Source organism: Flavobacterium sp. MDT1-60, from assembly GCF_014844035.1.
In the GTDB taxonomy this organism is placed as follows: Bacteria; Bacteroidota; Bacteroidia; order Flavobacteriales; family Flavobacteriaceae; genus Flavobacterium.
Genome location: NZ_CP062159.1, coordinates 2,591,774 through 2,606,484 on the forward strand (window position 1 = coordinate 2,591,774; position 14,711 = coordinate 2,606,484).

General features: G+C 32.9%; 8 protein-coding genes. 6 read left to right on the forward strand and 2 right to left on the reverse strand.

Annotated elements, in window-relative coordinates:
* Window positions 1-3: 3 nt before the first annotated feature.
* Window positions 4-765 (reverse strand): LytTR family DNA-binding domain-containing protein, encoded by a 762-nt coding sequence (locus tag IHE43_RS11190; protein WP_192187998.1) that lies wholly within the window; start codon window positions 763-765, stop codon window positions 4-6.
* Window positions 766-1,895: 1,130 nt separating this feature from the next.
* Between IHE43_RS11190 and IHE43_RS11195 the strand changes: the two genes are divergently transcribed.
* Window positions 1,896-2,954: a cellulase family glycosylhydrolase gene (locus tag IHE43_RS11195; protein WP_225585470.1), complete on the forward strand. Its 1,059-nt coding sequence runs from the start codon at window positions 1,896-1,898 to the stop codon at window positions 2,952-2,954.
* A gap of 70 nt (window positions 2,955-3,024) precedes the next feature.
* On the opposite strand, the gene IHE43_RS11200 is transcribed toward IHE43_RS11195, so the two are convergent.
* The gene (locus tag IHE43_RS11200) at window positions 3,025-3,627 is read right to left on the reverse strand and encodes a nucleosidase (RefSeq protein WP_192187999.1); all 603 of its coding nucleotides are present in this window, start codon (window positions 3,625-3,627) and stop codon (window positions 3,025-3,027) included.
* Window positions 3,628-3,951: 324 nt separating this feature from the next.
* On the opposite strand from IHE43_RS11200, the gene IHE43_RS11205 reads away from it, so the two are divergent.
* From IHE43_RS11205 to IHE43_RS11225, 5 genes are all read left to right on the forward strand, one after another.
* Window positions 3,952-5,631, forward strand: coding sequence for a beta-xylosidase (locus tag IHE43_RS11205; protein ID WP_192188000.1), 1,680 nt, complete (start codon window positions 3,952-3,954; stop codon window positions 5,629-5,631).
* A gap of 84 nt (window positions 5,632-5,715) precedes the next feature.
* Window positions 5,716-6,960 carry a BNR repeat-containing protein gene (locus tag IHE43_RS11210; RefSeq protein ID WP_225585471.1) on the forward strand — a complete coding sequence of 415 codons (1,245 nt, stop codon included), beginning with the start codon at window positions 5,716-5,718 and terminating at the stop codon, window positions 6,958-6,960.
* Window positions 6,961-7,358: 398 nt separating this feature from the next.
* Window positions 7,359-10,475, forward strand: a complete 3,117-nt coding sequence (locus IHE43_RS11215; RefSeq protein WP_192188001.1) for a glycoside hydrolase family 2 TIM barrel-domain containing protein — start codon at window positions 7,359-7,361, stop codon at window positions 10,473-10,475.
* A gap of 155 nt (window positions 10,476-10,630) precedes the next feature.
* Window positions 10,631-12,148 (forward strand): two-component regulator propeller domain-containing protein, encoded by a 1,518-nt coding sequence (locus IHE43_RS11220; protein WP_192188002.1) that lies wholly within the window; start codon window positions 10,631-10,633, stop codon window positions 12,146-12,148.
* A 38-nt stretch (window positions 12,149-12,186) separates the two neighbouring features.
* Window positions 12,187-14,700 carry a response regulator gene (locus IHE43_RS11225; protein ID WP_192188003.1) on the forward strand — a complete coding sequence of 838 codons (2,514 nt, stop codon included), beginning with the start codon at window positions 12,187-12,189 and terminating at the stop codon, window positions 14,698-14,700.
* Window positions 14,701-14,711 lie beyond the last annotated feature (11 nt).

A 14,711-nucleotide genomic window follows, 5' to 3' on the forward strand; every position in this document is an offset into this window, starting at 1 on the left:
TATTTATTCTTTAAGTTTTATGAATTTGTTAAAATCATCTTGTCGTCTTTTGGCAACCGGTATAATTGCTCCATTAGAAAATTCACAGAAATACCCATCTTTTTTTGAAATTTTAGCGATATGACGAATGTTGATAATATAAGAATGGTGTATTCGAAAAAAAAAACTGTTATCCAGAATAGCACTATACTCTCCCAGATTTCTGCTGGACATGATCTTATTTCCATTAGAAAGGACAAAGACAGTATATTTTCCATCGGCTTTGCAAAAAGAAATTTCTGCCATTGGTATTAATTCTATTTTTTCCAAGGATGCAACAGCCACATAGTCATTGGAATGAGTTAATGAATTCAGGGTACTTGTATTATTAATTTTTTGATTCTGATACGAAAGTTCCATTTCTCTTCTTTTAATTACTTTATATACAGCCAAAATAATTGTATTAAAATCAATTGGTTTTAATAAAAAGTCAATGGCATTATGCTTAAATGCTTTGAAGGCATATTCTTTTTGCGCTGATATAAATACGAGTTTTGGAATGCTAAATTCTAATTCTTCAAGCATTTCAAAAAAAAGCTCATCATTATGTATTACATCCAAAAAAATCACATTTGGTTTTTTTTGTTTTATTATGACGATTCCATCGCTGATACACTTTGCATCACCAACTATTTGTATAATCATAGAGTTTTCCTCTTCAAATTTTTTTAAAATAAGGAGAGTCTCTTTTTCTTCTGATATGATTATGGCATTTATTGGAGTCATCTTTTTTTGTTAGTTCATTAATTTAAATTGTAATTTATTTAATAATAAGATAAGTCAACTATTTGTTTGTTAATCACTTAGGATAGTGTCAAATGTTGGTATTAATTATTGCAACATTCGCTAATTCTTTAATAAATAGGTACGATATTTAATGGAAAGTAATAAATGTGCTTAATTAAGTACAAGTGGGGGAAAATGGTCTATTTATGTAATTATTGCTGTTTTGATATTGGTCTTGCGCAAAAGACAACAGATAGGCATCCTGTCAAAAATTTATGTATCAAATTGTTTTTTCAACAATTGCACCTGCATTTGGCTGAATCAATTTTTTCAATTTTATTAAATAATATTTGCTACGACATATATCAAATTTATTAATTTAAAAAGTGTTTATTTTATATCATTTGGTTTAAATTTTATATATAAACAATTGGTTTTAAGAGATTAATAAATAAATCTAAGACCAGGAAATCTTCAATTTCAGAATTTAATAATAAATTTTATTAAGGAGAGAAAAATTGAACCAATGTTTAGAAGCCTGGTCTATGTTACATTTTTAAATATTTAGTCTTGCCTATAGATGTAATGATAATTTGATAATTACTTATTAAGTAAAAAAATATATGTTTTTTTATGTATTAAGTTTTTTTAATGCTAAAAAAATATCAAATTACCATTATGACCTCCTTTTTTTTCCAATTTACCCCTGCTACAAGATGTAAGATAAGCATTACTTTGTATTATTATCATCAAGAATTCAGTATCAGTTTTATATAATAAAATATTCATTCTGATAAGTTAAAATCCCGTCTCAGGCAGAATTACTAAACAAAAAATGGAAGTGTCTGATTTACTTTATTACCTGGTATAATTACCATTTTATATATTTTTTTATTAACTAAAACCAAACAAACCAATGAAAAAACCTTATGATTAATTGTAAAATGGCATTTTAATATAATTCGGGGCTCCTGCTAATTTTTGAAAATAAACTTCAAATTAAAGTGGTCTCGTTATTTTAATGCGTTGGCTGGCTATTACGCAAACTATAAAAATAGAATGTAGGTATTGCATAAATAGTCGGAATAAATTCAGAATATTAATTTAATAATTCAAACAATTTTATGTCAATGAAAAAAAGATATTTACTTATGTTAAGCATCATTGTGTGTGCATGTTCAAAAGATGATGTTACTGAAATGAATCAGACAAGTTTAGCAGAAAATGAATCCGTAATTGAAAATACGGTGAAAAATAATAATGCTACTGCTAAAGTAGGAGCGGCATCGATTGCCGGACTGAACTGGGCAGACGGGCGAGATAATTTTGTGGATGGCTGGGTTATTCTATCGGGTTTAGAAGCAGGTGATAATTATAGTACAGTTGTGGCAAAAACAGATGCAGTATTAAATGGTTTTACAAGTAAAATAAGCGGGGTTAATACGATTCGTATTCCAATTAATCCACCCTCTGTTTCTGAGAGTTGGTGGGCTAGTTATCAAGGGGTGATAGATAAGGCTACCAGTAAAGGCTGGAAAGTAATTATTGCCTGTTGGGAGTCTTCATCATCAAAAAATGGTATCATTGATAATACAACTGCTTTTTGGAGTATGTGGACTACAGTTGTAAATAAATATCAAGGTAACTCAAATGTATATTTTGAACCATTCAACGAGCCTCATGGATATACTTTAGCTCAGTTAACGACTATTTATGCTCAGTTTCTTTCCACTTATCCGAATGTTCCAAAAGGACGAATAATTCTGGGAGGAACAGGATATTCGGAAAATGTTACCGGAGTCGGAGCAGATACCCGTTTTAATGGATGTTTACTGGGATTACATAATTATGCTTTTTGGGCCACCAGATCAGTTACACAATGGAGAGCAGATTGGCGTAGTAGAGTAGGAAGTTATGCCAGTCGTACAGTAATTACTGAATTTGGTGCCGGGATGAACTCCGGTAAGGATTATCAAAACGGAAATCAATCTGACAATGAAATTGCTTATATAGTAGCAACCAGCGATGTATGCAGAACAGATAATATTGCCAGCGTTTATTGGCCTGGATTGAGAGATGGAGATTCTTACAGTTTGTTTACCAGAGGTGGGAGCGGAACTAATATTACAATTAATACGGTTAACAGTTCTGGTATTTTTCGTGTAAGATATGGCTGGGGTGAGAATTAATTGAAAAAAAATATTTTAGAAGAAGGCCTTCAATGGCCTTCTTTATATTTGGAGTGAAGATCCGATACGACTAAATAGAAATGTTGTTTTTGTTCAAATTCAGAATATTTCCATAAGCTACTGCAGCCTTGTGAACCTGAATCATCCAATCGTCAGCTGCATTATCGTCGGCTCCATCTGAAATATATTTTAAACACAAAAATGGAATATTTTCTTTCATTGCAATCATTGCCAATGCATAGGCTTCCATATCTACAACATTATAAATCCTGGTATTATGCCCCATCTCAAAATTATCACCAGTTCCGCAGATACCTGTCTGCAAACCCTCCATCTCAAATCCATATTCAAGAAGTATGGGCAAATTTGATAACGGAGTTTCATATTGTTCGAAGCCTAAACCTCTGACGTCCATGTCTCTTTGAATAAATTTAGAACAGCAAATAACATCACCTTTCTGGAAATAATTGCTTCCTGCCGATCCAAGATTTACAATGAGTGATGGTTTTTTATGTTGAATGGCTTTGGATAATTCATAAGCTGCATTTACTTTTCCAATTCCGGTAATGAGCGTATTATGACCATCAAATACATCAGCTGCTTCAGATTTCAGTGCAAATGAAAACAATATATTTTCTAACGGGAATGATAGCTCTTTTGTAATTCTTATCATTTGTAAATTTATTTTAATACAAAGATGCTCAATTAGAATAAATAAAATGTTATGATAGCAATGAATTTGATTCAGTTATTAATTTAGGATGCTTTTATTATTTCTGTATATTGAAATAATTTAAATTGTTTGCAGATAATCTGTATTTGATAAAATTTTATATAAATTAGTTAAAGATAAAAAACACAAATCATAAAAAAATTTGCTCTTTTCTATAAGTGTTGGTTTTACAATTATATTTAATAATGATAATCAATGGTAATGAAGTACAGAAACTCGTTTTATGATAAGCGATGAAGATATCCTATAAAACAAAACCATGTTATGTGTAAATTAATAAAGTATTGGCTGATAGTTATTGCACTTCAATTTTGTGTTAGTTCCTATGCTCAGAGTCCTGAAATTAAAATTGACCTTAAACAGGAAATAGGTACTATGAAACCAGTATGGGCATGGTTTGGGTATGATGAACCCAACTATACTTATATGAAAGATGGTAAAAAACTTCTTAGTGAAATTGCAGCATTAAGTCCCGTGCCAGTTTATGTGCGTACACACAGTTTGTTAGTAACAGGTGATGGTAGTGCCGCTTTGAAGTGGGGATCTACCAATGCTTATACCGAAGATAATAAGGGCAATCCGATATACAATTGGAGAATTATTGATAGTATTTTTGATACCTATGTTTCGCGTGGTATGAAACCCTTAGCACAAATCGGTTTTATGCCTGAAGCTTTATCTACACATCCAGTTCCATACAGACATTATTGGAAACCCGGAGATCCTTATACAGATATTATTACGGGATGGGCTTATCCGCCTAAAGATTATAATAAATGGAGAAATCTTGTATATGAATGGGTTAAACATTCGGTAGAGCGTTACGGACAAAAAGAAGTAGAAAGCTGGTATTGGGAAGTTTGGAATGAACCAAACGGACATTACTGGAAAGGCACTCGTGAAGAATTTTTTAAGATGTATGATTATGCTGCAGACGGACTTAAAAAAGCATTGCCAACTGCAAAAATAGGAGGTATTAATATTGCCGGAACAAGGGGTAAGGGCGCTCAGGAATGGACCAATGATTTTATTAAACATTGTATAAGTGGTATTAACTACGCTACAGGCAAGAAAGGTTCACCAATGGATGCTATACTTTTTCATGCTAAAGGATGGCCTAAATTGGTAGATGGAACGGTTAGAATGGATATGGCTCCCCAATTAAATGATATCGAAACTGGTTTTAAACTCACGATGTTATATCCGGAAACAAAAGATTTGCCGATTATTATCGGGGAGTCGGATCCTGAAGGTTGTGCTGCTTGCGGAATGGCAACCAATCCGGAGAATGCTTACCGTAATGGTATTATGTATTCAAGTTATACAGCGGCCTCTTTTGCACGAAAATATATATTGGCAGATCAGACAAAAGCCAATTTTCTCGGTGCGGTTTCCTGGTCTTTTGAGTTTGAAAACCAACCTTGGTTTTATGGTTTTCGTGATCTTGCTACCAATGGAGTTGACAAACCGGTGTTAAATGTTTTCAGAATGTTTGGAATGATGTCCGGCACGCGTTTAAATGTTGTCAGCAATCGTATGTATCCGGTCGAAGATATTCTGAAATCTAGTGTTCGTGGTACTCAGTCTGATATTGGCGCACTGGCATCCAAAGACTCAAAATCGGCAGCTATAATGGTTTGGAATTATCACGATGATGACAAACCCGGACCAACAGAAATTGTTAATCTTTTTATTGAAAACATTCCGTCTAAAAAAGCTTCTCTGACTATTTACTTAATCGATAAAGAAAACAGCAATTCTTATGAGGTATGGAAAAAAATGGGATCGCCACAAAATCCTACGCAACAACAGATCGAGGTACTTGAAAAATCTGGAAAACTAAAAAACATATCTGCAAAAAAAATAAAAATAAGGGACAACAAAACAGTTGTAGCTTTAAAAATGGAGCGTCAGGCAGTGGCTTTGGTGAAACTGGAATGGTAATATTTAATAAAGAAATTGATCTCGAATAATCTTTTAGATTTTTTCTTGCTGATAAAATAATAATGATTTTATAATGAAAAGAATATGAATATAGCTTTAAATAGCCAATTAAAAAGAAAATTAGCCATTGTTAAAAGTTTGTTTTTAGTGATGCTGTTTTTTTCATTCAGTGTCAGTGCTCAGCTAAAAACTACTGAGAGTGAAATCGGTTTAGGATGGAGTAATAATTCTGTTAATACCGTTATTTTTAGAAACAGTGCGCTGACTTCTTTTAAAGGAAATCAATATACTGCATACTACGATCCAGATGGGCGGATGGTTTTAGCGAAGCGTAAATTAAATTCAAAAAAATGGGACAGAGTTGTCACTCCATACAGTGGTAATGTAAAAGATGCTCATAATGATATTAGTATTGTAATAGATTCTGATGGTTACCTTCATGTGAGTTGGGATCATCATGATACCCGTTTGCGTTATGCGAGAAGTAAAATGCCATTTAGTTTAGAACTAGGAGAAGAAAAACCAATGACAGGAGAGGATGAGGCTAAAGTAACTTATCCTGAATTTCATAATTTACCTAATGGAAATTTATTGTTTTGTTATCGTTCCGGGGCTTCGGGACGAGGAAATATGATTATGAAATCTTACGATGTAAAAACGCAGCAATGGACTTCATTACAAAATAATTTAATTGACGGCGAAAATCAACGCAGTGCATATTGGCAAATGTGCGTAGGTGACAAAGGAATTTATATTTCATGGGTTTGGAGAGAAAGCTGGGACGTATCTACGAACCATGATATTTGTTATGCCTTTTCTGCTGATGGAGGAAAAACATGGAAAAAATCTACTGGAGAAAAATACATTTTGCCTATTACAAAAGAAACCGCTGAACATGCCTGGGAAGTACCACAAAACAGCAGTTTAATCAATCAAACGGCAATGACTGTTGATGAGCAGGGAAATCCATTTATTGCGACTTATTGGGACAATAATGGAATTCCACAATATAAAGTGGTGTATTTGTCTGGCGGAAAATGGAATTTAATTAATACCGATTTTCATGTCAAACCATTTACTTTAGGGGGAGGAGGCACCAAAAGAATCCCTATTTCACGTCCTGAAATTTTGGTAAATAAAGCAATGTTGTATTTGCTTTTTAGAGATGAAGAAAGGGATAATAAAATAACATTAGGCTATACCAATTTGCAAAAAACACAATGGAAAATACAAGATCTCAGCCGACTTTCTGTCGGACAATGGGAACCTAATTTTGATAAAGAACTTTGGAGAGATAAAAAACAATTGCACATTTTTCTCAAAATGTAACCCAGGCAGATGGAGAAGGATTAAGTAAAGCAGATCCTCAGCCCGTACAAATTTTAGAATTAATGCGAACGCCAATCTTAGAAGAGTAATTCACAAATCAAAAAAAAAGTGTTTTTTTTCATATAACGTAAATTTTCCCTTCAACATTTTTTAATTTAATAATTATGGATAATGCGAAATATCGCCTTATTAACTTGCTTTTTGGCTGTTTATATTGATATGCCCCTTCTAATTTATTGTAGCGTCCCTCTTGTCTTATATGGTGTTATCTAAATTTGTGAAGTTGTTTTTTATTTCTGTGTTAACCCTGTTATTTTTTTTAAGATTATGGATAGGGCTAATTTGAAATAAATTTTAGGAGTATTAAATTTTTAATTCCCATTTTTTAAAATAATTAAATGAAAAAAATTGTATTAGCGCTTACTTTGTTTTTGAGTCTGCAAAATAATTATGCCCAGAATAATGAATGGGAAAATCCTCAAATTTTAGACAGAGGAAAAGAAGAAGGCCGAAGTTCCTTTCTTTTATTCAGTAATGAAGCGGAATTGAAAGGCAATAATTCTCAAAAATCAGAATTGTATCAGAGTTTGAATGGAGACTGGAAATTTAATATTGTCAAAAATCCTTCTCAAAGACCCATGGATTTTTATGCCGTAAATTTGGATGATAGCAATTGGAAAAACATTCAGGTTCCTTCTAACTGGGAAATACAAGGTTATGATATTCCTATTTATACTAACATTACGTATCCATTTCCTAAAAATCCCCCTTTTATAAATGGCGATTATAACCCGGTAGGAAGTTATAGACGCACTTTTACCATTGCTGATTCATGGAAAGACAAAGAAATTATACTTCATTTTGGATCTATAAGTGGTTATGCCAAAGTCTTTTTAAACGGAAAAGAAGTGGGAATGACAAAAGCAGCAAAAACACCAGCAGAATTTAATATTACTTCTTTTTTAAAGAAAGGAGATAATTTGATTGCAGTACAGGTATTTCGCTGGCATGATGGAAGTTATTTAGAAGATCAGGATTTTTGGAGATTAAGCGGTGTTGAGCGCGATGTTTATTTGCAGGCAATGCCTAAAACTACTATCTGGGATTATTTTGTAAAAAGTGACTTAGACAATCAATATAAAAACGGAATTTTTAGTCTTGATGTTACTTTAAAATATTTTGAGAATAACAAAGTTAAAAACCCTTCTGTAAAAGTTGAATTATTTGACAATCAGGGAAATGTTGTCTATTCAGAAAATAAAAAAGTAAACAATAAAGAACAAAAAATCAGCTTTGAAAAGACAGTTGAAAATGTAAAACAATGGAATGCCGAAACACCAAATTTATATCGATACATGATCTCATTATTGGATAATAAAGGAAAAACGTTAGAAATAGTTTCTAAAAAAACAGGCTTTAGAAAAATTGAAATCAAAGATGCACGATTGTTAGTGAATGGCAAGGTCATTTTTGTAAAAGGAGTTAATATACACGAGCATGACGATCAAAAAGGACATGTTCCTGTTGAAGCAACAACACTGAAAGACCTTCAGTTAATGAAGGAATATAATATTAATGCTATTAGAATGAGCCATTATCCGCATGATAACCATATCTATGATTTATGTGATGAATACGGCTTTTATGTTGTTGATGAGGCTAATATCGAAAGTCATGCAATGGGCGCAGAGTGGCAAAATTGGTTTGATAAAGCAAAACACCCTGCTTATTTGCCAGAATGGGCACCAGCTCATTTGGATCGTATAAAAAGAATGTTTGCACTAGATAAAAATCATCCATCTATTATAATCTGGTCCTTAGGAAATGAATGCGGAAATGGTCCTGTTTTTTATGATGCCTATGATTGGTTAAAACAAACAGATTCTACCCGCCCGGTTCAGTCTGAGCAGGCAGGAGAAAATAGAAATACAGATATCGTAGCTCCTATGTATCCAGGTATTAAAAGTATGAAGGATTATGCAAATTCTGATAAAACACGTCCTTATATTATGTGTGAGTATGCACACGCTATGGGAAATAGTAGTGGAAATTTTCAGGAATACTGGGACATTATAAATAACAGTAAACGTATGCAAGGCGGGTTTATTTGGGATTGGATTGACCAGGGACTGAAAACGAAAAATGAAAAAGGAATTACATTTTGGGCTTATGGCGGAGATTTAGGAGGTGCCGATTTGCAAAATGATGAGAATGGTTGCGCAGATGGTCTTGTGTTTTCTAACAGAACTCCAAAACCGGCATTAAATGAAGTAAAAAAAGTGTACCAAAACATTCAATTTCAATTCAATAATGAAACTGATTTAATAGTCACAAACCATTATAATTTTACCGATCTTTCTAATTACACCTTTAAATGGGAACTAATTAAAAACGGATTGAAAACAAAATCAGGAGAATTTAATTTGGAGGCAGCTCCTGAAGAAAGTAAAAAAATATCTTTAGATTTAGGATCACTTGATGAGAAATCAGAGTATTTTTTAAATGTTTTTGCAGTTTCAAAATATGATGCGCCTTTGGTTGCTAAAGGTTATGAATTTGCAAGAGAGCAATTTAAAGTAGGGAAAGGTTCTTATTTTAATACTAATACCGTTGCTAAAAGTGGGACAAAATTGAAGTACGCTGTTAAAAATAATGTACTGTCTTTTGAGGCTGAAAATAGTGTAGGAGAATTTGATTTACAAAAAGGAGAAATCCTGAAATATAACCTGAAAAATGGCAATAATACAGTTATTACCAATTTTCCAACACCTTATTTCTGGCGCGCTCCAACAGATAATGATTTTGGAAACGGAATGCCAAATAAATTGGCAATTTGGAAAGAAGCTTCAAAAAATCCGACTGTTGTAAGTGTTACTATGGATAAAAATACTGCGGAAGGTTTACTTGTAAAAGTGGCCTATAAATTAGCTCAGGCCGATGTCCCTTACACCGTTGAGTATTTGATTCAAAATAATGGCGCTATAAAACTTACCGCATCTATTGATTTGACTGGAAAAGATTTACCAGAAATACCTCGTTTCGGAATGCGCTTGAAATTAAATGGTTCGTATGATAATTTGAGTTATTATGGAAGAGGCCCATGGGAAAATTATTCAGATAGAAATTCGGCTTCGTTTGTTGGGGAGTATTCAGATAAGGTAATGAATCAATATGCAAGAAATTATATTCGCCCACAGGAATCAGGTTACAAAACAGATGTTCGTTGGCTGACTTTAAAAAATGATAAAGGACAAGGTATAAAAATTGAAGGCCAGCAAGCGGTTAGTTTTAGTGCATTGAATATTTCGACAGAAGATTTGGATCCTGGAAAAACTAAGGCACAACGCCATCCTTCAGATTTGGATTTAGATTCTAAAGAAGCAGTTTACCTGCATTTAGATTATAAGCAAAGAGGTGTGGGAGGTGATGATAGCTGGGGACGTCCTCCTCATGATCCTTATCGATTATTAGATAAGCAATACAGTTATTCATATACAATTTCACTAGTCAATTAGTTTAGTGTTTTTCTTTATGTTTGTACAGAAGGGCCTATGATATTTAGTCATAGGTTTTTCTGATTTTAAAGATTTTTAAGAATTAATTTATTGAAAAATTTTATACTTAATTCCATGCACAATGTATTTTGAAAAATAAAATCTTATTATTTTTAATGCTTTTAGTTTGTTCTCCGTCTAAACCACAGTCGGTTGCAGGATCGTCTGTTTCAAAATTTGGGAACGAAAAATATAGCATTGGTTACATCGGCATCAAAAATGGACTTGCTAATAATGCTGTAACCTCTGTTTATAAAGACAAAAGAGGCTTAATGTGGTTTGGTACTTATGACGGAATAAGCAGATATGATGGGTATAATTTTTTGAACTTTAGAAATGAACCTAATGATCTTAATTCGTTAAATAATAACAGGGTTGTAAGTATTTGTGGAACTAAAAATGAGATTTGGATTGGTACAAAAGGCGGAATAAGTGTTTATAATTACTTGAGCAATCAGTTTAACACAAAGTATTATTTAAATGCTAAGACTTCTAAAAGTGAGCCGATAGATTTTGTAGTCAATAAAATTATAGATTATAAATCAAATATGTATATCGGTACCGCAGGCCAGGGCTTGCTTTATTGTGCAGATAATCAGGAAAAAATCATCCAGATACCACTTTATGTAAAAGGGAAATTACGGTGGGATTACCATGTTCAGGGAATGGATTTTGATAAAACGGGTAAATTGTGGTGTTTTGTTCAGGGAATAGGTCTTGTAACCATGGACACAGCAGCCGGGAAACTTATTGTTGTTTTTGCTGATTTTGTTAATGGGGATAGTATTTTATGTGACAAATTTTCGAATGTTTGGGTAGGGATTGAAGGAGGTTTGTTGAAATACAATATCCTAAATAGAACATACCGTAATTATACGAATCAGGAAATTCAGTATCCCATTTCTGATTTAATGTGTAAACCCGATAAAAAGGAACTTTGGATTGCTACAAATGGTAATGGAATAGTTAAATACAATTATGCTTCAGACACCTTTTCTTTATTTAATGAAACTTCACATGAAGAAAAACTGAATAGTAACGCCATTTCGTCATTGTTTTTAGATAATGAAAACAGGGTTTGGATTGGAACTTTAAGGGGAGGAGTGAATAAGATTGAGGAAAGAAAAAGCCCTTTTATCACAATTTCGAAAAATGAAAAAATAAAAAATACTTTACCAAGTGATTTTATTCTTTCCTTATCTGAGCAGGATGGCGAACATTTATGGATAGGAACAGACGGAGCAGGTGCAAGTTTGTGGAATAAAAAGAATAATACATTTACGAATTACGCTTATAATTCAAATAACCCGAATTCGATCTCTAATAATTTTGTCTCAGCAATTGTAAAGGATAATAAAGGAACCTGGTTTGCTACTTATGGCGGCGGCGTTTGTCTGTTTAATTCTCAGACCCGTAATTTTAAAAAATACAGTTTTTTAATCCAAAATACAATTCATTTCAAAAGAATATATGGGTACTGTTTCGTAGCAAAGATAATGTCTTATGGGCCAGTTCTCCAGATGATGAGGGACTCTACCGCTATAATAGAACAAGTGACCAATTCGATTTTGTTGATGCAAAAATCAGAGGAATTATTTCGATTACAGAAGATGAAAATGGGAATCTTTGGATAGGAAATTTTACAAAATTGTTTCAGTTCAATCCAGGAACAATGAAAAAGAAAGAGATTGATGTAAAATATCCAGTGCGGTCTGTTATTTCTATTTCTAAAACAAAAATACTGGCCGGTACCGAAGGAGGAGGTTTGATGATTTTTAATCCCCAAACTTCAACGAAAAGATTCCTGACGCAGCGAAATGGGCTTCCAAATAATTCAGTTTTAAACATTGTAAAAGATAATCAGGGCGCTTTTTGGGGCAGTACTTACAACGGAATATTTACTTATAATGCAAATAGCGGCAAAATTACAAGTTACCATGATGCTGACGGACTTCAGAGCAATCAGTTTAATTACAATGCGGCTCTCAAACTTTCAACTGGCGAAATCGTTTTTGGCGGAATTAAGGGCTTTAATATTATAGATACGAAAATTAGCAGTCAAATCCATGACTTTCCAAAGCTGGTAATAACTTCTATAAAAGTAAATAATAAGGTTTATGACCAATCTCATTTGACTTCTTTTGGAATTGATAAATTAAAATTACCTTATGATGAATCAATGCTAAACATTGATTTTGCAGCTTTAGAATACAGTTTGCCTGAAAAAATATCTTATGCTTATTTTTTAGAAGGATGGGATTCACAATGGCATTATGTTGATAATGTCAGAAGTGCCAATTATTCCAGAATAACAGAAGGAGATTATGTGCTAAAAATTAAATCTACTAATGCTGAAGGAATCTGGAGTACCAAATCTATTTCACTGCCTATTACGATTTTACCGCCATGGTATAGGACTGGTCTGGCTTATTTTATCTATTTTCTTGCATTCTGTTTTATTATTTATATGGTTGACAAGTACCAACGTGAACGGGAGAAATTAAAATACGAAGTACAGCTTTCGCAGAATTTGGCGAAGCAGGAGAAGGAACTGAATGAGAAAAAAATAACCTTTTTCACCAATATTTCTCATGAGTTCAGGTCGCCTTTAACAATGATTATTAATCCTTTAAAAGATATAATTTACGGAACAGATCAACAAATAGATCCGGGTGCTATTGAAATGGTTTACAGCAATTCCAGAAGATTATTGAGTCTGGTTGATCAGTTGCTTCTTTTTAGAAAAACAGAAACAGAGACCGGAAAACTTAAAATAGGACAAATTGATATTGTAGAACTGGCCAAAGAGGTTTTTAGCTGTTTTGTGCATCATGCAAAAACAAAAAAAATAGATTACAGTTTTAGTATTTCTGAAGAAAGACTATTGGTTTATGTCGATCGGGAAAAAATAGAAATGGCTTTGTTTAATTTGATTGCGAATGCATTAAAATTTACCGAGAAAGAAAATGGAAAAGTTGCTGTCAATTTACGATGTACAGATACTGAAGTTATTATAAAAGTTATTGATAATGGAGAAGGTGTTTTGGATGCCGATAAAGACAAAATATTTAATTTGTTTTATCAGTCAAATAATAACATAAAAAATAACCGCAAAGGATTTGGTATTGGACTTTATCTGGTAAAACAGTTTGTTACCCAACATCATGGAGCGGTCAGCTGCCTCGATAATAAAAATGGAGGAGCAATATTTGAGGTTAAATTGCCACTTGGGAAAAAACATTTTGGTGATATAGAAATCCGCGAAGACTTAAGTGACAGAACCTTGTTTTTAGAAGAAGCTTTAGAGGATACAGTAATACAGGAAAATGTATTGCAGACCATTAATGAACCTGAAAATGGTAACGATTTAATTAAAGATGCTAAAAGTATTTTAGTTGTAGATGATAATGCCCAAATAAGAAATTATTTAAAGCGAATATTAACCCCAAAATACCATGTTACGCTGGCTGAAAATGCAGAAACAGCTTTAACCATAATTAAAAAAGTACAGCCCGATTTAATTATTTCTGATGTTGTAATGGGAGAAATGAATGGAGTAGCCTTTTGCAAGCATATTAAATCGGATGAAGAATTAAAGCATATTCCTGTAATATTACTCACGGGAGGAACTTCGGAAGATGTAAAACTTAAAGGTGCTGAAGTAGGAGCCGATGATTATATTACAAAACCATTTGATAACGAGTATTTACTGGCCAGAATCAGCGGAATATTAACCCGACGCGACAGTGAGCAGAATTATCTGCTTAATTCAGTTACGAAAAAAGACGCAAGTCTAAAGCTATCTGATGAGGATAAAAAACTTATTGAAAGAATCGTAGAAGTAATCGATGCCAATTTAGATGTAGAAAATTTTAATGTGCATGATCTGGCATTTCACTTAGGAATGAGTTATTCTCTAGTTTATAAAAAAATTAAAAAAATAACCGGTAAATCGGTTTCTGAATTCACCCGAAATGTCCGATTACGAAAAGTGGCAACATTGCTGATTACGACAGATTTACAAATAAGCCAGGCTGCGTCAATTGCAGGTTTTGGTGATATTAAATATTTCAGAAAACACTTTCAGCAATTTTATAATCTAAATCCTTCTGAGTTTAAAAAGAAGTACCAAAACGTCAAGGATAATAAATATATATTAAACGAAAGCTTTTGGAAATCAACCTGATTACGAGCTTA

Bases quoted from the DNA above. Each gene is read 5' to 3' on its own strand.
- IHE43_RS11190 (WP_192187998.1), bottom strand. From the start codon at position 765: ATGACTCCAATAAATGCCATAATCATATCAGAAGAAAAAGAGACTCTC.
- IHE43_RS11195 (WP_225585470.1), top strand. From the start codon at position 1,896: ATGAAAAAAAGATATTTACTTATGTTAAGCATCATTGTGTGTGCATGT.
- IHE43_RS11200 (WP_192187999.1), bottom strand. From the start codon at position 3,627: ATGATAAGAATTACAAAAGAGCTATCATTCCCGTTAGAAAATATATTG.
- IHE43_RS11205 (WP_192188000.1), top strand. From the start codon at position 3,952: ATGTGTAAATTAATAAAGTATTGGCTGATAGTTATTGCACTTCAATTT.
- IHE43_RS11210 (WP_225585471.1), top strand. From the start codon at position 5,716: ATGAATATAGCTTTAAATAGCCAATTAAAAAGAAAATTAGCCATTGTT.
- IHE43_RS11215 (WP_192188001.1), top strand. From the start codon at position 7,359: ATGAAAAAAATTGTATTAGCGCTTACTTTGTTTTTGAGTCTGCAAAAT.
- IHE43_RS11220 (WP_192188002.1), top strand. From the start codon at position 10,631: ATGCTTTTAGTTTGTTCTCCGTCTAAACCACAGTCGGTTGCAGGATCG.
- IHE43_RS11225 (WP_192188003.1), top strand. From the start codon at position 12,187: ATGAAAAAGAAAGAGATTGATGTAAAATATCCAGTGCGGTCTGTTATT.